Below are 21487 nucleotides of genomic sequence, written 5' to 3'. Positions count from 1 at the left end.
CGGTCACGCTCGGCCGGGCAAGAGTGATGAAGACGACGCTCGACAACCCGGAGAAGCTGGAGCAGATAGAAACGAACGCCACGCCCACCTTCGCGCCTGCAGCCAGTTCCGCAGGCCAGGGCGAAGCTCCGCCTGCGCCGGGAATTCAAGTAACGCCGCGAGCGGTGGAGCGCATCCGCGCGGCCATGGCCAAGGAGGGCATTTCGCCCGCCGATGGCGGGCTGCGCCTGGGCGTGCAGGGCGGCGGCTGCTCGGGGCTCACCTATCACCTGCGCTTCGATTCGCAGCCGCGCGAGCGCGACCGCGTCTTCACCTTCGACGGCGTGCGCGTCTTCGTCGATCCGAAGTCGTTCCTCTACCTGCACGGCATGACGCTCGATTACCAGGAGACGCTGATGCGCCGGGGATTCGAGTTCATCAATCCCAACTCCAGCAAGTCATGCGGCTGCGGGACGTCGTTTTCGGGCTGAGACCGGAGTCTGTCAGTCGGTCAGTCTCTCAGTCCGTCACCTAAAACTCGGCCGGCGGCATTGCGCTGAACGACTGACTGACGGCTGAACGACCGAATGGCGACCGAAAGCAAAATCCGCGATGCCGCAGAATCCGGAAGCGAGTCCTCCGCGCAGGACTTCTTCGGCATCTTCGGCCTGCCGCGCCGCCTGAACATTGACCTGAAGGCGCTGGAGCGCGAGTTCTACCGCCTGAGCCGCAAGCTGCATCCCGATCTGTACGCCCGGGCCTCCGCCGAAGAGCAGGCCTGGAGCCTGGAGCAAAGCTCGCGCTTGAACGACGCTTATCGCACGCTGCGCGACCCCATCGCCCGCACTGAGTACCTGCTGAAGCTGGAAGGCGTGCAACTGGAAGAGCAGTCGCGGGCCGCGACCGATCAGGCGCGCGAATCGGGAACACAGAAGAAGCAGGTTGTTCCCGCCGATCTGCTGGAAGAGGTTTTCGATCTGAACATGCAGCTCGAGGAGATGCGTGCCGCGAAAAAGATGGGCGAGCAGGCCGATGCGAGCGTGCAGCGTGACCTGGAAACCGCGCGCATCAACTTTACCGCCCGCCTGGAGGCGATTTCAGCCCAGCTGCAAACACTTTGGAGTGAGTGGGACGCGGCCGCCGCGCGCTGCGGCTCCGGCGCCGAGCGCAATCATGTCCGCGACAAGATCGTGGACCTGCTCAACCGGCGCAGCTACATCCGCAACCTGGTGCGCGACGTCAACGAGGCATTGGAGGCTTAATGGGCAGCCCGCAAATGAGGATCGCGACCGTGGTGCTGGGTGTGAGCGACGTGCAGCGCTCCGTCGCGTTCTATCGCGATACGCTTGGCCTCAAGCTCACCGGCCAGATCGAAGCCTTGGCCTTCCTCGATGGCGGAGGGCTCATGCTGGTGCTCAGTGAGCCGCTGGCAAGGCATCTCGGTCAGGGTGCCGGTGCCTCTGAGGTGGTGTTCGGCGTCGATGGCGTGCGCGAGCATTACGACATGCTTCGGGAGCGCGGCGTGAAGTTCACCGTCGAGCCGCGGGTCATTAACGGCGCGCAATGGGCGGCAAACTTCGACGATCCCGACGGCCATCACCTTTGCATTTTCGGCAGCGAACGCCGCAGCCGAGAAACAGGCGCATCCGCATGAATCCACGGCTCGCCAGCGACGCCGTCATCAAGCGCTTCGACTCGCCCGATGAGGTCCGCGAGTTCGAGGAGGGCCGCTTCGAGATTGTGAACGTCGGGGGCATGACGCTTGGCCGCGCCACCTATCAGCCGGGATGGAAATGGTCGGTGCATGTGGGCAAGGCGCTGGGCAAGTCCTTCTGCGACGTTGAGCACGTCGGAGTGGTCGTCTCCGGCCACGCGGTCGCGGCCATGCGCGACGGCCGGATCATTGATCTGCGCGCCGGCGACATCTTCCATATCGGCCCGGAGCACGACAGCTGGGTCGTGGGTAACGAGCCCTACGTTTCGATCCACCTGACGGGCGCCGGGAAGTACGCGAACAAGTGATGGCAGAAACACCCCAAACCGAACGCGTGGTCGGTATTGACCTCGGCACGACGAACTCACTCGTTGCCTACATGCAAGGCGACACGCCGGTGGTCATCCCCGGCGAAGACGGCTCGAACCTCGTCCCTTCGCTGGTCGCGCTCGACGAAAACGGCCAGATCATCGTTGGCAATCCGGCGCGCAGGTACCTGATCGAAACGCCGGAGCGCGCCGTGTATTCGATCAAGCGGCTCATGGGCCGCGGCATCGAAGATGTCCAGGACGAACTGAAGCTGTTCCCCTTCCGCCTTGCTGACAATCTCGCGCCTGGCGAAGTGCTGCGCATCAGGCTCGGCGAACACGAGTACACGCCGCCGGAGATTTCCGCGTTCATCCTGCGCCAGCTTCGCAAGAACGCTGAGCGCTACTTCGGCGCGCCGGTAAAAAAGGCGGTCATCACCGTGCCGGCGTACTTCAATGACGCGCAGCGCCAGGCCACCAAAGACGCCGGCCGCATCGCCGGACTGGAGGTCCTGCGCCTGGTGAATGAGCCCACGGCCGCGTCGCTGGCCTACGGGCTCGACAAGAAGCGCGACGGCATCGTCGCCGTCTACGACCTGGGCGGTGGCACGTTCGACATCTCGGTGCTCAAGCTGCACGAGGGCATCTTCGAAGTGATCGCGACCGCCGGCGACACGCACCTGGGCGGCGACGACATCGACAACCTGCTGATCACCATCGCGCTCGACGACATCCGCGGGGACATGGGTGTGGACCTCCGCCGCAACGCCGAGGCCGTGCAAGCCATCCGCAAGGCGGTGATCGACGCCAAGATCGCGCTCTCGTCGCGCGATCCGGTCTTCCTCGAAGCCGAATTGCCGGGCGGACACAGGTATCAGCGCGAAATCACGCGCAAGCAATTCGAGCAGCTTATTGAGCCAATTATCCAGCGCACCGTCGGCCCGGTGAAGCAGGCGCTGGCCGACGCCAAGCTTACGCCGGCGCAGATCGACGAAGCCGTGCTGGTGGGCGGCTCCACGCGCATTCCGCGCGTGCGCGCGCTGGTGCGCGAGTTGTTCCAGCGGGAGCCGCATATCGAGCTGAATCCCGACGAAGTCGTCGCGCTCGGCGCGGCCGTGCAGGCCAACATTTTGGCCGGAGGCTCTGCCGCCACCGAAGAGATGCTGCTGCTCGACGTCACGCCGCTGTCGCTCGGCATCGAGGCGCTGGGCGGCGTGGTCGCCAAGATCATCCATCGCAACTCGACCATTCCAGCGTCTGCGACGGAGCACTTCACTACCGGCGTCGAAGGGCAGACCAGCGTGGCCATTCACGTCGTGCAGGGCGAGCGCGAACTCGCCGCCGACAATCGCTCGCTGGCGCGCTTCGACCTGAAGGGCATCCCGCCCATGCCGGCGGGCCTGCCGCGCATCGAAGTGAAATTCCTGATTGACGCCAACGGCATCCTGCACGTCTCCGCGCGCGAGCAGCGCAGCGGCAAAGAGGCCGAGGTCTCGGTGAAGCCGACCTACGGCCTGACCGATGAGCAGGTCGAAAGCATGATCCTGGAGTCGTTTGACTACGCCGAGGAGGATTTCCGCCGCCGCCAGATCGCTGAAGCGCGCGTGGAAGCCGACAACATCCTGCTGCACCTGGGAAAGGCGCGGCTGAACCCGGCGTGGCAGCAGCTGGCGAACGACGAGCGTGCTCGGATCACCAAATTCGAAGACGAGGTGAAACGCGCGGCGAAGGCCGACGACTACCGCGCCATCCGCGAAGCCGTGGAGCGGCTGAACCAGGCGACCCAGCGGCTCGCCGAGTTGATGATGGATTCCGCCGTCTCCAGCGCGCTCAAGGGCAAGACGATGGAAACGGCCGATGTGGGCGAAGGCCCGGCGGCGCCGCATCCGTTCGCGCCGGCGGAGATTGAGAAGAGCTAGTAGTCGTCGGTCGTCGGCCCTTGGCCGCCGGCCATTTGCGCCGGAGGCTGATTTGCCGAAGACCGACGCTTGAAGACCGACGAACACATATTCCTATGCCTGAAGAGAAGAACCCGCAAACCGGCGCCACCGCCACGGCCGAGCAGGAGCAGCGCCCCGGCACGGTGCGCGTCACGTTCCTGCCGGAGAACAAGACGGTCGAGTACGAGCACGGCAAGCTTCCGTACAAGGACCACGGCAAGCCGGAGTCGATCCTCGACATCGCGCTGAACCACGGTGTGTTCCTCGACCACGCCTGCGGCGGAAACTGCGCGTGCACAACCTGCCACGTGTGGGTGAAGCAAGGCGCCGACGCGCTCACCGAGATGGATGACGACGAGGCCGACCGCCTCGACATGGCCGCCGACCTGCAGCTCAATTCGCGTCTCGGTTGCCAGGCGCAGATCACCAAGCCCGGCCACGTCGTGGTCGAGATTCCCGCGTGGAACAGGAATTACGTGTCGGAGGGCGGACACGAGAAGGACTAGTTTCGAGCTTCAAGTTTCAAGTTTCGAGCAAGGGCCCCGGGGAAGCAGCCCGGCATTTTTGAGTTTTTGCGTTTGAAACTCGAAACTTGAACCTTGAAACTTGAAACTCCGAAAAGGAGCTCTCGCATGGCCGACGAACTCACCTGGGACGACGCCGAAGAAATCGGCATTCTGCTGGCCGAGACGTATCCCGGCCAGAACCCGCTCGAACTCCGCTTCACCGACCTGCACAAGAAGGTCACCGGCCTGCCCGCCTTCGCCGACGATCCCAAGGCTTCGAACGAGGGCAAACTCGAAGCCATCCAGATGGCCTGGTACGAGGAGTACCAGGACGCGCAGCAGAACCAGTAGCCGTCGCTCCCTGCTCGTTGCCCGGGAACCCTGAACGCACTTTTTGTAGAGACGTCCTTGCTGCGTCTCTCCTGCGCCAGAAAAGGAAAAGGCCCTTGCTTGCGCAAGGGCCTTGGTGCTTCCGGGGGCTAGAAGTTGTACTTCATGGAGAGCTGGATACGGCGCGCCGAATTGCCGGCCGGGCCGTCCACGTCAGGCCGGATCCGCATAAACGTCGGGTCCTGAATGTTGAACGTCCGTGCGGTGACGAAGTCATACATGGACGAGTTGGTCAGGTTCTGCGCCTCCAGCCGAAGCTGCAGGCTCTGGCCTTCGACGATGCGAAACGATTTGGCAAACGTGGCGTTCACATTGGCGTAAATCGGAAGACGCCAGTAGTTGCGGCCGAGGTTGCTGAATTCGCCCGCCGCCGGAATGGAGAGGACCGAACCGTCGGAGAGGGTGCGGGTGCCCGCGGCGGAATTGTAGGGCAGGGAGAACATGTAGAAAGGATTGTTGGTGGCGGGGTCGCGCATCACAGCGCCGACGTACGGGTCGCACTTGCCGGCGCACGATGCCGGTGTGCCAACGTTATTGCTGAAGGTGTTGGCTCCGCTGTAGATGGTCACCGGCCGTCCCGTCTGATAGGTCCAGAAGCTGGCAACTTCCCAGCCGCCAATCACGCGGTCCAGAAAGCCGCTGGCGCTGCTGCCGAAGCGCTTGCCGTGGCCGAAGGGCAGCTCGTAGACAAAGTGCCCTTGCAGGACGTGAGTGCGGTCCAGGTCAGAGGGCGCCCAGTTCAGGCTGCGGTTGCGGATGTCCCATGGCGTGGAGGCGGCCGACTGGCCCGAGCCGGTGGCGGCCGTCGTGAACGTGGGGTCGAATGACCGCGTGTCCTCCGACTTCGACCACGTCCAGGAGACGGCGTAGAGCAGGCCGTTCTTCGGCCGCTGCTGCAATTGCAGCGTGAACCCGTGATAGGTGGAAGAGTCGTTCGTGTCGAGCACAATCAGGCCGCCCAACACCTGCGGGTAGGGCTTGAAAAAGAAGGGGCTGAGCCCGGCTGCCTGCACCAGCGTCTGCCCGCTCGACAGGATGCGGTTCGCCAGAATGTTGGCCAGCCCGGCAACGTCGTTGGTCGCCAGCGCGGTGGAAGACATGCGAGTGATATACGCGCGCGAGGTCTCGCCGGCGTTGCGGTCGGGCGCGGTGATCTGGTCCATGAGCGCGCTGGTTCCTCCCGCCTGGATGGCCTTGAAGGCGGCCAGGAAACCATTGTTGCGGTAGTCGAGCTGATTGGCGTTGTAGGCGCCGTACAGCCCCACGCCGTGGCGTCCGTTATACGTCGCGCTCAGCACCGTGTTCTTCCAGACTTCGCGCTCGATGCTGAGGCCGTACATGTTCACCTTGGGGGTGCGCATGTTCGGATCGGCAACGGTGATGCTGTTGGTGCTGACCGCCGGCAGCTGGCGCAGGGCCAGCGGCGTGGTCGGCGGAGCAGGAACGCGCCAGTCCTTGGCGCGCAGCCCGCCCTGCCCCAGCGTGGTGTCGCGCAACTGGTACGTCAGCCCAGGCAGGCCCTGGAAAACCGTGGAGGAAAACGAGAAGGTGTTGATGCGGTCGTAGGCCAGGCGGTAGTTGGCGCGTATTGAAGTCTTCCCGGACTTGAACGGGTCCCAGGCAAACCCAATCGAGGGTCCCAGGTTGTTCCAGTCGCTCTTGAAGTAGTTGCCTTCGACCCACTTGAGCGTGCTCGAAGGTGTTGTGCCGAAGGCGAATGGCTGGTCAGGCACCAGGTTCTTGAAGCTGACCAGATCGGGGGCCAGCCGCGCTTCCAGCCGCAGTCCGAGGTCCACCACGAAGTTGGGACGGAGCTTCCACGTATCTTGCGCGTAGAAATCGTATTCGGGCCAGCGATGGTCCATGAGGTTGAAGCTGCCGATGGGCTTGAAGGTGCTGTCGTTGGCGGCCACGTAGCCCTGCTGGATCTCGCCGATACGGCCCAGCAGGTCATTGATCGCGCTGCGCAGGCGGGAGCGATCGTTCGAATTCACTGCGTTGGCGCCGGTGGTTGGAATGGCGAAGGTGGTGTCGTTCACCGGATTGGCGCTGGTGCTGAACGTGATCTGCGGTTCGGCATTGAGGGAGCCGATGCCGCCACGATGGTCAATGTGCCGCGCGTAGCGCAGGTTCGTGCCGAAGCGCCAGGTGTGGGCGCCGCCGGCCAGAGTAAAGTTGTCCACCAACTGATAGGTGGTCAGATAGCGCGAGTTGCCAGCGGCGGTCAGCCGTGGATCGGTCACCAGGTTGGTCACAAACGGCGGAAACGTCTGGCTCGAGTTCTCCAGGGCCGGATTATTGAACTCGAAGCCAAAGCGGTTCATGCCGAGAACGAGTTCGTTGGTGATGCTGGCGTTGGGGGTTGTGCGCCAGTTCACGGCAATGTTGCGGGGGCGCCGCAGCGTGTTAACCGACGGCGGCGCGGAGGGAAAGCGCGGCTGCCCGGAGTTCGCCGTATCGGCGATGGTGTTCTGGTGTCCGCCGGCCCAGCGGAAGAAAACACTGTTCTTGGCATCGAAAACGTGGTCAATCTTAATGACCGAGTCCACCTGCTGCTCCAGTTGCGGCGTAGTGAAGGTGAACCCGGCGGTATTGAGGCCGTCGCCGACGGTGAAGTTGTTCGGCGAAGGCGCCAGCGCCAGGAACGCCTTCATCACCGGATCGAGCCCCAGGTGCGCCGGGTCGTTGGTCACGATGTTGTAGCTGCTGATGGGAACGATGGGATTGCCGTTGGTATCCACCGACGCGCCGGCCACGCCGGCGGGACGGTTCTGCTGCCCCAGCGCGTAGCGGAACAGACCCTGGTTCTTGATGGTGTCGGTATACACCGTGCGGGTGACGGTGCTGTTGTTCTTGGCGTGCAGCAACTGAACGTTAGCGAAGAAGAAGGTCTTGTTCTTCCAGATGGGACCTCCCAGCGAACCGCCGTAGATGTTCTGGATGAACTGCGGACGCTCGATCTGCGGGGTGGCCGACTTGTTGGCGTTGGTGTTGGCGGTGATCGCGGGCGTCTGATAGAACCAGAAGCCGTTTCCATGGAAGTGATTGGTGCCCGACTTGGTCACCATGGTGACCTGAGCACCCGGGCTGCGGCCGTATTCGGCCGTCGTCTGCCCGGTGATCACTTTGAACTCTGAAATGGAATCGGGGTTGATGCGCGCGGGCGACAACTCCGAGCCGCCGGCGCTGGTCTCATTGGTATCAATCCCGTCGAGCGTGTAGTTGAACGAGCGGTCGCGTTGGCCGTTGACGCTTGAGCACCCACCAGTGTTGCAGCGGAGTCCGTCGCCGATCTGGACACCGGGGACAACCCGCAGGATGTCGAGCGAGTTGCGCCCGCGAACCCCGACCACTGGCAGCTCGGTGAGCGTGGCGTTGTCCACCACGCCGCCGAAATTGCCCGAACTCTGCGTCTGCACCAGTTCGTAGCCGCCCTGCACTTCGACGGTCTCGGTGGAAGCGCCGACCTGGAGCATGACGTTCACGCTGGCCGGCGTGCCGATCTCCAGCACGTTGCCGGTCGAGACGAACTTGCGAAACCCTCGGGCCTCGACGCTCACCGAATACCTGCCGATTTGCAGGCTGTCCACCACGTAGGCGCCGCTGCCGCTCGAAGTGGTCCGGAAGGACTGGTTGGTGCCCTCGTTGATCACGGTGACGGCGGCGCCGGCCACGACCGCGCCGGTCGTGTCGGTGACGATGCCGGTGATGCGGCTGGTAGTGCCCTGCGGCCAGGCCAGGGCGGCAGCCAGCATCAGCAATAGTGTCGCGCACACTACTCGCTTCATAAACAGTCTCCTGAAGGTTTCAAAGACCGAACACTCAGATTTCGACGGGCGCACGAAAGCGACGGTGTGCGCCGGCCTGGTTTTTTCGTTTCGGAAGCGCAGCGGAAGCGATCTCCGCATGCGGGGCCACAGTAGCGCGCTATCCTAGGGCGCTGAATTCAGCCTGTCAAACAGAAACGCGTAGCGCCTTTCTTTCGCGCCGCCGAAGAAAAGGCCCTCGCGTGAGCGAGGGCCTTAATGCTTCAGACTGCGTTAGAAGTAGAACTTCAGGCCGAGTTGCAGTAGGCGCGGATCACGTGCCGAAGTCACCTTGCCGAACGTGCTGGTGGTTGTGAACGTGGTGCCGACGGCGTTGTAGTTCGTGTGGTTCCAGACGTTGAAAGCCTCAGCACGGAACTGGAACTTGATCGATTCATTGATGCGGATGTTCTTGAAGAGCGAGAGGTCGGTGCGCGAGAAGCCCGGCCCGCGAACCACGCCACGGCCGGCGTTGCCGGGACGGCCCGATGGGGCCGGCGCGAACGCCGCCTGGTTGAACCACGACGTGATCGTCTTGGCGCCATTGGGATCGCCAATCATGTCCGGCCGCGGCGCGGAGAAGCTGGCGCCCAGAATGCCCTGGTTGCCCGGATCCACGCCGCTGGTGGTGATGGTGAGCGGGAGCCCGGCGTTCATCGCCAGGATGCCGCTGACTTCCCAGCCGCCGATCAGGTGTCCGGCGAAGCCCTGTTGCGAGCGCATGAAGGGCAGTTCATACACCCAGTTGGCCGAGAACACGTGCGTGCGGTCAAGTTCGCTGTTGCCGTACTCGGCGCGCACGTCGTAGCTATTCTGTGGCGCGCTGGTGTCCTGCTGCGCGTCGGTCAGGCCGTGCGACCAGGTGTAGCTCACGTTGATGAGTGAGTCGCCCTTGAAGCGCTTCTGCAACTGCGCCTGGAGCGCGTTGTAGTTCGACCCGTAGATGGTCTGGATGGAGTTGATGGCGCCATATCCACGGAACGGACGGGCGAAGTTCAGGATCGGGTTGTTCGACGTGGTGTTGATGCTCCCTGCCGGAACCAGGCCCTGGGCCACGGCCGCGCCGAGCGGGACCTCGTTGATGTCGAGGCGGCCCACCAGGTGCGTGCCCTTGGTGTAGACGTAGCTCACGTCGCCAAACCATCCGCGTGTAATCTCACGCTGCACGCCCAGGCTGATCTGCTGGACGTACGGCTGATGCGACACACTGGGCATGGCGCGGATGCCGTTGGGCGTCGTCGCGCTGATGTTGAAGCCCGCCGCCGCCGGGTTGGTGAACAGAGTCGCCGGCGTGCTCGGGCTCTGCACAAACGGAGGATTGGTGAAGATGTCGTTCTCCGCCTGGCTGTACGAGTACACGTCGTAGTAGAGGCCGTATCCGCCGCGGACCGCCGTCTTGCCGTTGCTCCACGGGTCCCAGGAGAAGCCCAGCCGCGGGGCGAAGTTCTTCTTGTTGGAGTTGGAGACGGCATCGCCGAACGGGCTGGTGACGCCGTTCAGGATGATGCCGTTCAACGGATCGCCCGTGCCCAGCACCAGGTTGCCCTGCGGCGTCAGCTGCGGCGCGTTGGCCGCCTTGTAGGCCGAAGGCAGGAAGCTGGTCAGCCGGCCCAGGCCGTCAGTTGGCTGTCCGAAGTAGGAATAACGCAGGCCGTAGGTGAGGGTGAAATTGCGCCGCACCCGCCATTCGTCCTGAGCAAACGCTTCAACCTGCTGCGAAATGATGTCGGCACGCAAGTCAACCGACGCCTGTGAGAACGACGAAGCGCGGCCGAGCAGGAAGTTCGCCCACATGCGTTGCGCCGTCGAGTTGCCCAGGTTGGTGGGCTGACCGTTGGCGGTGTTGAAGCTGAAGCTGCCCACGTTGTTGCCGGCGCTGTTTTCGTCCTTGTTGTAGTGGTAGTAGGTCACGCCGTACTTCATGGTGTGGCTGCCGGAGACCTTCGTCATATTGACGTAGGCTGAGTGGTTGCGGTTGAAGTCGCGATATTCGCCGAAACCGGTCAGCGTGGAGATCCCGCTGATGGTCACGCTGGGCACGCGCTTGAGCGTGGACGCGAACGGCAGCGTGATGGCCGAGACCACGTCAGGTGAATTCGATTTCAGGTTCAGGCCCGTCGGATCGCTGACGATGGCGCCGTAGTTGTAGGCGTAGCCGGCTTCCAGCAACAGGGTCGGCGAGAACGTCGCCGTGCCGCGGCCGATGTAGCTGCGGCCCGGCGAGTTCGTGCTTGTGATCTGGTAATTCGGAATGAAGATGCCGGTGAACAGGCCGCCGGGTTCGACGGTTGGGATCGAGTCGTTCAGGTAGCGGAAGTACACCGAGAGCTTCGGACCGAACACATGATCAGCCCGCAGCAACTCCTGTCGCGAGAAGAACTGGCTCCGCAAGCCGACGAAGATGGTGCGGCTGGAATCGCTGGCCGCCGTCGGAATTTTCGACCAGATGTCCTTGATGTACGCGGCCGCCGCGGGATTGATGTTGGTGATGGTGGTGCCGGTCGCCGTGCAGGTGCCGCCCGGGTTCGCCGAGAAGGCGATGCACACCGGCGCGCTGAACACGCCCTGCAATTCGCCCGCGGTCGGCGCCAGGTAGCTCTGCGTGGGGCCGAAGGTGATGATGCGCCGCCACTCCTGGGACCAGAAGAAGAAGTCCTTGTTCTTTTCCTGGTTGTAGTGTCCCGGAATGTAAACGGGTCCGCCGAACGTGTAGCCGAAGTTGTTGTAGCGCAGCGGCGGACGCTTAATGTTGGTGGTCAGGTTGATGGGGTTGGGCTTGTTGAAATAATTGTTCGCGTTCAGCACGTCGTTGCGGAAGAACTCGTAGGCGCTTCCGTGGAACGAGCTCGTCCCGGAGCGCGTGACCACGTTGATCTGCGCGCCGCCGGCGCGTCCGGTTTCAGCCGTGTAGTCGCCGCGAGTCACCTTGAATTCGGCAATGGCATCCACGCTGGGATAGTTGAGCAGCGTGAGGTTGGAACCACGGTCCACGTTGTCGGCGCCATCCACCGTCCAGTTGTTCTGGCTCTTGCGGTTGCCGTTAATCGCGAACAGCAGCTGGTTCGACGTGCCCGATGCATAGTTCGTGGTGCCGATGTAAATCTGGTCCTGCCCGCCGTAGCTCACGCCCGGCAGCAGCCCCACCAGCTGCTCGTAGTTGCGATTATTGATGGAGAGCTCGCGAACCTGCGTGCCGCTGATCAAGCCGGCCGGGCTGGCGTTCTGCAGTTCCACCTGGAGGGGATTGGCCTCGACGGTCACCACTTCGCCGGTGGCGCCGACCGAGAGCGTGGCGTTGACGGTCACTTTGTCGCCCACGTTCAGCTCCAGGTTCGACTGCTGGAACTTCTTGAAGCCTTTGGCTTCGACCGTCACCGTGTAGTGACCCAGCGGAAGCAAGGGAGCGGAAAACTCGCCGTTGCTACCGCTCGCGAGCGTTCGCACGACAATGTTCTTTTCTTGGTTGCTGATGGTGACACTGGCGTTCGGAACCACCGCGCCCGTGGCATCGGTCACCGTGCCCACGATCGTCGCGGTCACGCCCTGTGACCAGGCAACACTGGAGAGCAGCAGAAGGCAGCAGCACAGAGCTGCAAAAACTCTCAAACACATAGAATCCCCCACATGGAAATGCATTTTGTCGAGTGAAATTCCGCAACTCCGCATGCGGAGAACTGCCGGCACGGAAATGCGGCGCAGCAAAGACCAGTCACAGATTCCAGAGATGAAGAACGCGGGCGCTATCGTAGGTTCATGTGAAACGCGTGTCAACAAAGAAGTGAATGATTTCCAAGGACTTAGTTGGCCACCTATCTTCCAAAAAACGGAGGTGTTCGGAGTGCGAGCCGGCCATTTTTCTTGGAACTTGGGACGAAATAAGCGCTTTCCGCCGAATACGCAAATCAGGAGAGATGATCGGCGCGCAAGGGTGGCGCACGTAGGTGGGGGTGATTATCGGCAGTTCAAGCTTCGCCCGCTGCCGTAGCGCAGCCGCGCGCCCGCGTTTTCTGCAAGGCTCTCGCGGTGCGTTCGGCACAGAACGTGCCCGGCTTCATGGGCCAGCACACGCTCCAGGATCACGGCGCGGTCGCCGAAGGGTTGCAAGGCTTCGTCCACGCGGCCATCGGTGGAGAGCAGCGCCAGGTTCAGATAGGTGGTGCGGACAGGCAGCGCAGTAAAGGCAGGCACATGGCGCTCGACGCCAAACTGCCGCAATGTTTGCCGCCAGCCGGCTTCGTCCACCACGACGTAGCGCCACCAGTTTCCGCCGAACCCGCCATCGAGCCGGAGTTGGCGCAGCGCGCGCCGCACCCGCTCCCGGTTCAGTTCGCAGTCTGCCGGAGCCACGCCGCCGGCGCAGACGACCAACGCCCCGGCCGTGCTTTCGGCTCGCGCAGGGCCGCCGGTTGCGGCGGCGTAATCCCCGGCCCCTGCCGGCGGGGCGGGTTGTGCGCCGGCGGTGATCGCCATCGAAGCGATGAGCAGCAGACAAATTCGGCGGTGAACGAGCATTTCGCGCCCGAAAAAATTTTTCGGGCCACGCGAATCTGCCGCCCGGCGGCGGGTACCTCAATGCTCTGCCGCTATCCTCTGCGTAGAATCTGCCTATCCAGCTAAGTGCATGACGCGCCGCAATCTTCAAAGCGGAATACCTCGCTCACGGCGGCGCTCGAAATGCAGCCGGTAGTAAACTGCCGTAGCTTCCGCGTGGATCGCGGCGAGTCCGCGCGAGTGAAACCGGGGCACTGCCTGGCGCGTTGAAACGTCCAAAGCAGAGCAGCGGTCGTTCATACTTGCCATGCAGCCAATCGAGGGACAGAACGCCAAGGTGCCCAACGTTGTCCGCTTCGGGATCTACGAGGTTGACCTGCGCGCGCGTGAACTGCGCAAAGGCGGTGTGCGGCTCCGGGTGCAGGACCAGCCGTTCAAGGTGCTGGCGGCGCTGCTGGAGCAGCCCGGCGAGGTCATCACGCGCGAAGAACTGCGCCGGCGCTTGTGGCCGGAAGACAGCTTTGGCGACTTCGACCACGCCCTGAACGTGGCGGTGAAGAAACTGCGCGACGCCCTCAGCGACTCGGCCGAGAACCCGCGCTTCATCGAGACGCTGGCACGGCGCGGCTACCGCTTCATCGCCCCGGTCAGAATGAACGGCAACGGCAACGGGACGCCTTCCGTCGCCGCGCCCGCCCTGTCGCCGGCAGTGCCGCCGGCCACCGCCGTTCCGCTGGACCGATCCGCCGCCGCTTCTGCGCGTCGCCGTCGCTTCGTGCTGCCGCTGGTGGTGGTGGCGGCGTTGACCATCATGGGAATCGCAAATACGGTCATGAATCTGAACCGCCGGGCGCGCATCGCGCCCAGTGTGCGCAACATGACCGTTACGCGGGTGGCGCCGCTTACCAGCGCCATGGGATGGGAGATCGGGCCGCGCTTCTCACCCGACGGCAAGCAGATCGCTTTTGCCTGGTCCGGCGATCGGGGCGAAGCGATGGCGGTTTACGTCAAGCTCCTCGACGCCGGGACGCCGGTGCGCATCACGCCGGTTGCCGAAGACGTCCGCTACGGGCTTCCGGTCTGGTCGCCCGACGGAAAATTCCTCGCCTGCCTGCGCATGCAGCGCCCGCCAAGGCCGCCCGACGCCAGGCCGGCGAGCGACGACGACCGCCGCACGCTGCTCAAGCCGCCGCCCGACCTTGCGGTCTACACGCTGCCGGCGCTGGGCGGGCCGGAGACGCGCATCACGCCGGTGCGCGACCTGGCGTCGCTGGCCTGGTCGCCCGACGGCAGGTGGCTGCTCATCAGCGACAGCCCGGGCGACACCGATCCGCACGCTCTTTACTTGGTGTCGCTGCAAACGCACGAGAAGAAGCAGCTCACGTTTCCGCCGCGCGGCTTCACCGGCGACCAGAACGGACGCTTCACGCCCGACGGCCGGTTCGTCGCCTTCAGCCGCACGCTGCACAGCGGCGCCGACGACCTGTTCATCGTCTCGGTCAACGGCGGTGAACCGCGCCGCATCACCTTCGACTCGCTGCCCATCACCGGCCTGGCATTTACGAGAGACGGCAGCGAAATCGTCTATGGCGCGCGCTGGTCTGGCGCCTCAGCCGCCGTGTTGTGGCGCGTGAAGGTGGTACGCGGCCACACGCCGGAACGGATCCCGTTCGGCGACAACGTGAGCGAACCCGATATCGCCCCCGTCGGCGAACGGCTCGCTTACGTGCAGCACGTGGACAGCTCCAACATCTGGTCGTATGCGCTGCCGGGGCCGGCGGGCGCCGCCACACCTAAGCCGGGCATCCTGGTGGGATCAACACGCCTTCAGGTGGGCGCGCAGTTTTCGCCTGACGGCAAGCGCCTGGTGTTTGCTTCCGACCGCAGCGGCAACTGGGAAATCTGGGCGGCGAACGCCGAGGGTTCGTCGCCGCACCAGCTCACCAGCTTTGGCGGGCCGCAGACCGGCACGCCGCGCTGGTCGCCCGACGGCAAGCAGATCGCCTTCGACTCACGCCCCGGCGGACACTCCGAGATCTACCTCATCAACGCCGATGGCGGTCCGGTGCGGCGGCTGACCCAGACCAAGTTCGACAGCGTGATTCCCAGCTTCTCGCGCGACGGGCGCTACGTGTACTTCAGCTCAAACCGTGGCGGGACGTGGGAGATCTGGCGGCAGCCGCTCGACGGCAACGATCTTGACGCCCAACAGATCACGCACCACGGCGGCTTCGGCGCCTTCGAGTCGCCCGACGGCAACACCTTGTATTACTCCAAGTGGGAGGCGGCCGGGCTCTACGCGCGATCGCTCAATCCGGGCCATCGCTCACTCCAGGTCGCGGGCCCGCGTGCCTCTTCGACGCTCGAGCGCGCCGCCGAGTTGCGCCATGAATCTGTCACGATTGAGCGCACGGCTGAGATACAGCACGAACGCGATGGCCGCGACGAACGCGGCGTGCGGCAACGGCGCGGCGGAGAGCAAGGCCAGGCGCCGATCAAGCCGATCGCGCCCGCCGTCCCAAGGCCGCCCCTTCAGCCGAACGCCTCGTCGCATCCGCAAGTCACGCAATCCGCCACGCCAACGCCCGGCGCAAACGCGCCGCCCGTAGCGCCATCCGCCTCGGACGACGAAGTGCTGGTCATCCCCGATCTGCTGCCTCGGCTCTGGGGATATTGGGCCGTCACCGAACACGGCATCTACTACGTCCGGCCGGCGAAGCGGAAATCGAAAGAACCCGGGCACGAGAAGGAAGACGAACTCTATCCCGCGCTCGCGCTCTACAGCTTTGCCACACACAAGGTGAAGGACGTGCTCGCCTTCGAAAAAGGACCCAGGGCAGGTCCGGGGCTGGCGATCGCGCCCGACGGGCGCAGCGTCGCCTACATGCAGATGGACCGCAGCGGCGCCGACATCATGGTGGCCGACAACTTCCGGTAGAGCAGTCTCGAGTTTCCCGTTTCAAGTTTTGAGTGATCGCGATCGCGAACTCGCAACTCGAAGCTCGAAACGCCCGCTCCCTCCTTGCGTCTTCATTCGGTTCGTGCGACTCTGCCTGAACTTTGGCCACCACTCAATCTTCTCCCGAGCCCAGGCGCGGGTTCGGATTGCTGCACGCCACCGCGCTGAACATGTCGAACGTGGTGGGCGTCGGGCCCTTCATCACCATTCCTCTCATGCTGGCCAGCATGGGCGGCCCGCAGGTACTGCTCGGATGGATCCTGGGCGCCTTACTGGCCGCCTGCGACGGGCAGGTGTGGAGCGAGCTTGGCGCCGCCTGGCCGGGATCGGGCGGCAGCTATCGCTACCTGCGCGAGGCCTACGGCCCCCAGGGCGCGGGACGCCTGATGGCCTTCCTCTTCATATGGGCGTTCGTGCTGAGCGGTCCCATGGAGATCGCCAGCGGCATGATCGGCTTCTCCAAGTACGCGACCTACCTGGTGCCGACCATGACCGGGATGGAGCAGAAGTTGCTCGCCGCCTCCGTCGGCGTGGTCGCGCTCGGGCTGCTCTACCGCAAGATCACCGGCGTGGCCCATATCACGATTACGCTTTGGGCCGGCACGGTGGCCACCATGCTGGCCATCATCATCGCCGGCGTGCCGCATTTCGATCCCAAGCTCGCCTTCAGCTTTCCGCCGGGCGCGTTCACCTTCTCGCGCGGGTTCTTTCTAGGTCTGGGCAGCGCCATGCTCATCGCCATGTACGACTACGTCGGCTACTACGACGTGTGCTACATCGCCGACGAAGTGCGCGACCCGGTGCGCACCATCCCGCGCTCCATTCTTTATTGCGTGATCGCCACCGCCACCGGCTACCTGATCATCGAGACGGTCATCATCGGGGTAGTGCCGTGGCGCCAGGCGATGCAGTCGCAGTTCGTCGTCTCCGACTTCATGCAGCGCCTGCACGGCCACGCCGCCGCCGTCGCCATCACGGCTGCGATCCTGTGGACGGCGTTCGCCGCCGTCTTCGCGGTGCTGCTCGGCTACTCGCATATTCCCTACGCCGCCGCGCGCGACGGATACTTCTTCAAGCCGTTTGCCCGGCTCCACCCCACCAAGCATTTTCCCCACGTCTCGCTGCTGGTGCTCTCCGGCGTCACGATTTCAGCGGCATTCCTTGAGCTTGACGTGGTCATCAGCGCGCTCATCACCACGCGAGTGCTGGTGCAGTTCCTGGCGCAGATCGTGGCGCTGCCGCTCATGCGCCGCCGCCTGCCGCCCGAGCAGCGTCCCTACAAGATGTGGCTGTATCCGGCGCCGGCCGTGGTCGCGTTCCTGGGCTGGAGCTACATCTTCCTTACATCAGGATGGAAGTACATCGCGGCAGGCCTGGTCACGCTGCTGGCCGGCGTGGTGGTGTTCTTCTGGCACGCCAGGCGCAATGCGACGTGGCCGTTCGAAAGGGCCTAGGACTTTCACCGCAGGGATCGCGGAGGCACAGAGGAAGATTGGGCGCAAGAGCTCTGTGCTGACGTCGCTGGGCATGAACTGCGTGGCGCGGACGCCCTCGTCCGCGCGCAGTCAGGGTGGCGCGGGTAAGCGTGAAGGGAATGAGGAAGCCTCGGAGGGGCGGCGCTACGCGAAGCTACTCAACATTCCAACCTTCGATCTTCACGACCGGCTTTTTTCCCGTGAGCGCGTTTGCTCCGAAGGTAGCGATGGCCTCGCGCTTCTCGCCCGGGAGCAGCGAAAAATAATTGTCGCTCCACAGCACCGGCAAGACATCGTCGCCCGTCGCCGGATCGACCGCGCGTACCCGAACCATGAACGCCAAATGCGGCGACGGATTCCGCACCGTCACCCGCGCCGTGCCACCCTCCACCCGGCCGTTCACTTCCAGCTTCACCTTCGGCAGCGACTGCAATGCGGTCAGGTCCGCGTACTGCGACTGCGGCGTGTGGTAGTACGTGGACTTCTCCCACTGCAAAACGTCCGGCTGCTTCGATAGCCAATAAAAGTTGTTGCTAACCTCGCGGCCGCTCGCCTCCACCAGCCTCAAATCGACGAAGTAAACCGGCGTGATGTCGGGCAACGGCGGAATGACCAAGGCGCGCTCTGTCGCGTCGGCAGTCACGTTCACCGCCACCTCGCGCTCGAACTTCGTCTTCATGTCGAAATTTAAGACGCGCGCCCGCAGCTTCAAACCGCGCTGCGCGACATTGGTCATGTTGCTTACCGTGACGCTGCCGTCGTCGTAGCCGTAGATGGCGTGCACCCGCTCGTTCGCCTTCTTCGTTCCGAAGTACCCGCCTGCCGGCTGAAGGAAGTAGTCGTACAGGTGCCAGATGGTCGAAGGCCAGGCGTTGTTCAGCATCCATGCGATCACGCCGGTGGAGCGATAGCGGTTGCGTGTGTAGGCCTCGAACATCGCCCGCTCGCCGTCGTAGGCCGCCGCTTGCGACTTGCGCTCGTAGTCGCGCAGCGACTTCGGTTCGCCATAGCGGGCGGCCAGGGACCGGTTGTAGAGATCGAGGTTCTTGAACGTGCCTCCGCCGGCGTGGAAGTTCCACACCTCGTCCACCGGCCACAGATGGTCGGCGGGCAGAAACTTGCGCAGGCTCTCAACAGGCGGAATCGCCGGACCGGGGCCGATTTCGGTCGCGAAGCCGTAGGCTCCTCCGTACTTCGCCGTATCCAGCAGCCAGTAATTCGGCGGGACAAAGTCATAGGGCCCTGCCATCTTCACGCCGCTCGGGCCGGTGACGCTGGTGGGCTTCGCCGTGGCGGATGACAAGACCGGATTCGGCCACTGCACCTTGTCGAAGACGGCGAGATAGCGTTTTTCGACATCCGGGGGCGGCGGATTGTCGCTGCCGTAGAGCCACGCCAGCACGCTGGGATGATTCCGCAACCGCTTTGTCTGGTCTTCCAGCGACGCGGCCGCGATCTCGTAGTCCTCCGGTTTCCAGTTCTTCCAGTGCTCCCAGTGATCGCAGCAGCACCACCCGGGCATCACCATGATGCCCATGCGGTCGGCCGTCTCGAAGAACTCGTCAGACTCGAGCTTGCCCTCCAGCCGGATCGTGTTCAGCCCCATGTCGCGCACGTAGTTGAACTCGGCCTGGAGGCGCTCGGGAGACGAGCGCAGCATCATGTCCGGCGTCCACCCACCGCCGCGGACGAGGAAGGGCTTGCCGTTGATCTTGAACAGCCGATGCCCGTCGGCTGTGAGTTCGGAGGTGACGGAGCGGATGGCGAACGGAACCACCTGCGCGTCGGAAACCGCCGAAGGACCTGCCCCAAACTCAAAGGTGGCCTTGTTCAGGCTCTGTGGTCCCATGCCGTATGGCCACCAAAGTTGCGCGTCTCCCAGATGCAACAGCAGGTCCGTGTGCACCACGCGAGTTTCCCGCGGCGCCAGCTCGATGGGAGCAGCTTTTCGCGCTTGACGCGTCTGGCGTCGCTCCACGGTTTCCACCAGAATGCCTCGCACGCGATGGTTGGAAGCGTTTGTAAGTTCGACAGACGCGCTCAAATCCACAGTCCTGAGATCGGCCGATATTCGGCTGCTCACAAATCCGTTGCGCACACGCACCGGCCCCGTCTTCTCCACCCACACCGGCCGCCACAGCCCCATGTCTTTGTCCGGCGGCATCGGATTCCAGTCCACGAAGGTGATGCCCAGGTCGTCGTCCTCTTGTGCGAAGACTTCAACCGCAAGAACATTGCCGCCACTCACCAGATCGCTCGTAATGTTGAACTCAAATTCACGCCAGGTGCCGGCCACATCTTTCGCGTCGGCGATCTTTTTTCCGTTCAGCCACACGTTGCCGCGAAACCCGATACCTGCAAAATGAAGCCAGAACTGCGTCGCTTGTGGGGACGCGGGCGACCCCGCCCGCGTTTTTGGCCGCCCAAACTCCGTCCGATACCACCACGAGCACGCATAGGGTGAGTCCACCGGCATCGGCAAATTTGCGAACATCTTGCCGATGGGATACGTCGTCCCCGGAACCTGCCGCAGGTTCATCCCGAAGTATGGGTCTTTGTTCTTCGCGTCGAAAACCGAATCGAACACGCCCGCCTTTATTTGCGCCGCAAGCACCGTGGTCGGCACCGTCGCCGGAATCCAGCCCTGCGGCTTGAACGCGATGGTCGAGATGGTCTCGCCCTTTTCGCCAACCCTGCACGAAGACTGAATCTGCCAGCCCTCGCGCAGGTAGGTGCGCTCACCGGCATGCGCCGCCACACTGAACAGCACGAATGCCGAAACGACCGCGCAGCTCACCCTGCCATTCATCCCTGTGTTCCTCTGTACCCTCTGTGGCGAAGATTTTCGCCGCACGATTATGCCAGCTTCCTTTGCGGCCTTCGTGTTGTCCCGGGTCCTTTGTGTGAACGCTTTTCATCTTGTTACCCTCCCCCGGATGCTCCAGCTCTCCGAAGACGACGTCATCCGCGCGCTCACCCCCGCCCGTGCCCTCGTCGCCCTGCGCGCAGCCTTCGCGCGCGGTCCGGCGTCGTTTGAAATGCCAACGCGCACGCAGGCGCCTCTCGCCGGCGGGGGAGTCCTCCTTATCATGCCCTGCTTCGATCCGGCCGTTCCCGCCGCCGGTGTGAAGCTGGTCAGCGTATCGGACGCAGTTCGCGCGACCTATCTCTGGCTCGATCCGAAGACCGGCGAAGTTCTGGCCACCATCGCCGCCAACTATCTCACCGACGTCCGCACCGCCGCCGCCTCCGCGCTCGCCACCGACCTGCTCGCGCGTCCTGACGCCGAGACGCTCGGCATCTTCGGCACCGGACGGCAAGCACGCGCCCATCTCGACGCGCTGCCGCTGGTGCGCAGGTTTCACCGTGTGCTTGTATCCGGGGGCTCGCCGGAAAAGTCCGAAGCATTCGTACGCACGTGGGGCCGGACGTCCCGTCCGGCCACACCGAGCGCAGTTCGGCAAGGCTTCGAACTCGTCGCGGCCACGCCCGAGCAACTCGCCCGCGAGTCCGACGTCATCTGCGCCTGCACTACCTGCGCCACGCCGCTTTTTCCCGGCGAGTGGCTGCGCCCCGGCACCCACCTCAACCTGATTGGCGCTTTCCAGCCGCACACGCGCGAGGTGGATACCGCCACTGTCGCCCGCGCCCGCGTCATAGTGGACACATACGCCGGCGCGCTCGCCGAAGCCGGCGACCTGCTCATCCCCATCGCCGAGGGCGCCATCACGCGCGATCACGTCGCCGGCGACCTCCACGAGGTCGTCAGCGGCAAGCAACGCGCGCGCCGCTCGCCGGACGAAATCACGCTGTTCAAGAGTGTCGGGTGTGCGCTGGAGGACCTGGCGGCTGCGCGGGTTGTGATAAGTGGATAGTCGACCGTGAACAGTGCACAGGGCGCCGTGGACAACCAAGTGGC

The 21487-nt window shown here is 64.0% G+C and carries 14 protein-coding genes; 10 read left to right on the top strand and 4 right to left on the bottom strand.

Features of this window, described 5'->3' with window-relative positions:
• The first annotated feature begins 26 nt into the window (after window positions 1-26).
• From VFA60_12545 to iscX, 7 genes are all read left to right on the top strand, one after another.
• Entirely contained in the window at window positions 27-470 is a 444-nt protein-coding gene (locus VFA60_12545; GenBank protein ID HZQ92617.1) for an iron-sulfur cluster assembly accessory protein, read from the top strand.
• Window positions 471-566: 96 nt separating this feature from the next.
• The gene (gene hscB / locus VFA60_12540) at window positions 567-1241 is read left to right on the top strand and encodes a Fe-S protein assembly co-chaperone HscB (GenBank protein ID HZQ92616.1); all 675 of its coding nucleotides are present in this window, start codon (window positions 567-569) and stop codon (window positions 1239-1241) included.
• 14 nt (window positions 1242-1255) lie between these two features.
• A complete protein-coding gene (locus VFA60_12535) occupies window positions 1256-1633 on the top strand; it encodes a VOC family protein (GenBank protein HZQ92615.1) in 378 nt (125 codons plus the stop codon).
• Complete coding sequence (locus tag VFA60_12530; protein HZQ92614.1) at window positions 1630-2001, top strand: cupin domain-containing protein; 372 nt, start codon at window positions 1630-1632, stop codon at window positions 1999-2001. The genes VFA60_12535 and VFA60_12530 overlap by 4 nt, the downstream gene beginning before the upstream one ends.
• A complete protein-coding gene (gene hscA, locus VFA60_12525) occupies window positions 2001-3920 on the top strand; it encodes a Fe-S protein assembly chaperone HscA (GenBank protein HZQ92613.1) in 1920 nt (639 codons plus the stop codon). Before VFA60_12530 ends, hscA begins: the two co-directional genes overlap by 1 nt.
• 95 nt (window positions 3921-4015) lie before the next feature.
• Window positions 4016-4447, top strand: a complete 432-nt coding sequence (locus VFA60_12520; GenBank protein ID HZQ92612.1) for a 2Fe-2S iron-sulfur cluster-binding protein — start codon at window positions 4016-4018, stop codon at window positions 4445-4447.
• 126 nt (window positions 4448-4573) lie between these two features.
• Window positions 4574-4798: a Fe-S cluster assembly protein IscX gene (gene iscX / locus VFA60_12515; protein HZQ92611.1), complete on the top strand. Its 225-nt coding sequence runs from the start codon at window positions 4574-4576 to the stop codon at window positions 4796-4798.
• 128 nt (window positions 4799-4926) lie between these two features.
• Here iscX and VFA60_12510 read toward each other — a convergent pair whose 3' ends face one another.
• From VFA60_12510 to VFA60_12500, 3 genes are all read right to left on the bottom strand, one after another.
• Window positions 4927-8625 (bottom strand): TonB-dependent receptor, encoded by a 3699-nt coding sequence (locus VFA60_12510; GenBank protein HZQ92610.1) that lies wholly within the window; start codon window positions 8623-8625, stop codon window positions 4927-4929.
• A 252-nt stretch (window positions 8626-8877) separates the two neighbouring features.
• Window positions 8878-12255, bottom strand: coding sequence for a carboxypeptidase regulatory-like domain-containing protein (locus VFA60_12505; GenBank protein ID HZQ92609.1), 3378 nt, complete (start codon window positions 12253-12255; stop codon window positions 8878-8880).
• 339 nt (window positions 12256-12594) lie between these two features.
• Window positions 12595-13113, bottom strand: coding sequence for a hypothetical protein (locus tag VFA60_12500; GenBank protein ID HZQ92608.1), 519 nt, complete (start codon window positions 13111-13113; stop codon window positions 12595-12597).
• A 328-nt stretch (window positions 13114-13441) separates the two neighbouring features.
• On the opposite strand from VFA60_12500, the gene VFA60_12495 reads away from it, so the two are divergent.
• The gene (locus VFA60_12495) at window positions 13442-16072 is read left to right on the top strand and encodes a winged helix-turn-helix domain-containing protein (protein ID HZQ92607.1); all 2631 of its coding nucleotides are present in this window, start codon (window positions 13442-13444) and stop codon (window positions 16070-16072) included.
• A gap of 122 nt (window positions 16073-16194) precedes the next feature.
• On the top strand, window positions 16195-17547 hold the full coding sequence (locus tag VFA60_12490; protein ID HZQ92606.1) for an APC family permease: 1353 nt from the start codon (window positions 16195-16197) through the stop codon (window positions 17545-17547).
• Window positions 17548-17722: 175 nt separating this feature from the next.
• Here the strand turns inward: VFA60_12490 and VFA60_12485 are convergent, their stop codons facing one another.
• Window positions 17723-20365, bottom strand: coding sequence for a glycosyl hydrolase family 2 (locus VFA60_12485; protein HZQ92605.1), 2643 nt, complete (start codon window positions 20363-20365; stop codon window positions 17723-17725).
• A 139-nt stretch (window positions 20366-20504) separates the two neighbouring features.
• On the opposite strand from VFA60_12485, the gene VFA60_12480 reads away from it, so the two are divergent.
• On the top strand, window positions 20505-21443 hold the full coding sequence (locus tag VFA60_12480) for a hypothetical protein (protein ID HZQ92604.1): 939 nt from the start codon (window positions 20505-20507) through the stop codon (window positions 21441-21443).
• Window positions 21444-21487 lie beyond the last annotated feature (44 nt).

The organism is Terriglobales bacterium, from assembly GCA_035651995.1.
In the GTDB taxonomy this organism is placed as follows: Bacteria; Acidobacteriota; Terriglobia; order Terriglobales; family Acidobacteriaceae; genus DASRER01.
This window is presented reverse-complemented; position numbering and strand designations above follow the sequence as displayed.

Bases quoted from the DNA above. Each gene is read 5' to 3' on its own strand.
- VFA60_12510 (HZQ92610.1), bottom strand. From the start codon at position 8,625: ATGAAGCGAGTAGTGTGCGCGACACTATTGCTGATGCTGGCTGCCGCC.
- hscA (HZQ92613.1), top strand. From the start codon at position 2,001: ATGGCAGAAACACCCCAAACCGAACGCGTGGTCGGTATTGACCTCGGC.
- VFA60_12535 (HZQ92615.1), top strand. From the start codon at position 1,256: ATGAGGATCGCGACCGTGGTGCTGGGTGTGAGCGACGTGCAGCGCTCC.
- VFA60_12480 (HZQ92604.1), top strand. From the start codon at position 20,505: ATGCTCCAGCTCTCCGAAGACGACGTCATCCGCGCGCTCACCCCCGCC.
- VFA60_12545 (HZQ92617.1), top strand. From the start codon at position 27: ATGAAGACGACGCTCGACAACCCGGAGAAGCTGGAGCAGATAGAAACG.
- VFA60_12520 (HZQ92612.1), top strand. From the start codon at position 4,016: ATGCCTGAAGAGAAGAACCCGCAAACCGGCGCCACCGCCACGGCCGAG.
- VFA60_12505 (HZQ92609.1), bottom strand. From the start codon at position 12,255: ATGTGTTTGAGAGTTTTTGCAGCTCTGTGCTGCTGCCTTCTGCTGCTC.
- VFA60_12530 (HZQ92614.1), top strand. From the start codon at position 1,630: ATGAATCCACGGCTCGCCAGCGACGCCGTCATCAAGCGCTTCGACTCG.
- VFA60_12495 (HZQ92607.1), top strand. From the start codon at position 13,442: ATGCAGCCAATCGAGGGACAGAACGCCAAGGTGCCCAACGTTGTCCGC.
- hscB (HZQ92616.1), top strand. From the start codon at position 567: ATGGCGACCGAAAGCAAAATCCGCGATGCCGCAGAATCCGGAAGCGAG.
- iscX (HZQ92611.1), top strand. From the start codon at position 4,574: ATGGCCGACGAACTCACCTGGGACGACGCCGAAGAAATCGGCATTCTG.
- VFA60_12500 (HZQ92608.1), bottom strand. From the start codon at position 13,113: ATGGCGATCACCGCCGGCGCACAACCCGCCCCGCCGGCAGGGGCCGGG.